Source organism: Caballeronia terrestris, assembly GCF_001544515.1.
GTDB lineage: Bacteria > Pseudomonadota > Gammaproteobacteria > Burkholderiales > Burkholderiaceae > Caballeronia > Caballeronia terrestris.
The window spans coordinates 1-996 of sequence record NZ_FCOL02000488.1 but is presented as its reverse complement, the minus strand read 5'-3'; the positions used below and the strand labels follow the sequence as shown (position 1 = coordinate 996).

At 68.1% G+C, this 996-nt stretch carries 1 protein-coding gene; it reads right to left on the bottom strand.

Annotated features, from left to right (window positions below; genetic code table 11):
• A partial coding sequence (locus AWB67_RS38475) for a type VI secretion system Vgr family protein (protein ID WP_125477898.1) occupies window positions 1–996 on the bottom strand: 996 nt, incomplete at both ends.

The window sequence follows — 996 nt, the reverse complement described above, 5'->3', positions numbered from 1 at the left end:
GGTGCGCGCCCTCTTCGCGGGCAGGTCGAGCGGCGGCATCTGCGCGGCGTTATGGACGCTTCCCGTCACGAGCGGCTGGTCCGGATCGCCTTCGATGAAATCGACCAGCACTTCCTGGCCGATGCGCGGCAGGAAGAACGCGCCCCAGCCCTTGCCTGCCCATGGCTGCGCGACGCGCACCCAGCATCGTTGCAGCGTCCCGCGCGAGCCGGATGCCGCGAGTTGCTCCCAGTGGAACTGCACCTTGATGCGACCGTATTTGTCGGTATGGATCTCCTCGCCGGACGGACCGACGACCACGGCCGTCTGCGGCCCGGCGACGCGCGCGCGCGGCGTGATCCGTGCGGCGCGAAACGCCGTGGCGCGGCGCTGCGCCGTGAACGCGCAATCGAATACGCCGGGCTGAGCGGTGGCGTCGGGCGTCGACAAATACGTGTCCGCGTTCAGTTCGTACTCCGCCGATACGACGAGGTATTCGCCGTTCTGCTCGCGCACCGGATGCTCGGTCAACTGGATCAGTCCGCCCGGCCAGATGCAGCGCGCAGTCGTGCGGCCGCTCACGCGGACGTTGACGACCTCGTACGCCTGCACGTGTGCTTTCGCATAACGATCGGCATCGTCGTGACGCGAGTAGCCGAGCCCGTGTTCCTGCATCGCGAAGACGGGCCGATCGAAGCGCTGCGGCCGCAGCGCGCGCGCGACGAGGCCTTGCTGCTCGCTTTGCGTCGGATTTTCGAAGTCGTAGTCGTTCGTTTCGACGATGCCCGCCTGGACCTCGCCGCCCGTCGACCAGGCGTAGACGCATTCGTGCTCGCCGGGCGCCGCGGCGAGCGGCCGGAACGGGAGCGGCCGGCCGTGCGGCGTCGCTGCATGAACCTGCGACGAATCCGTCAGCACCAGCTTGTGCTTGCCGCCAGCGTGCTCCAGGTAGTAATAGATGCCTTCGCGCTCGGCGAGCCGGCTCACGAAGTCGAAGTCGGACTCGCGATACTGCGC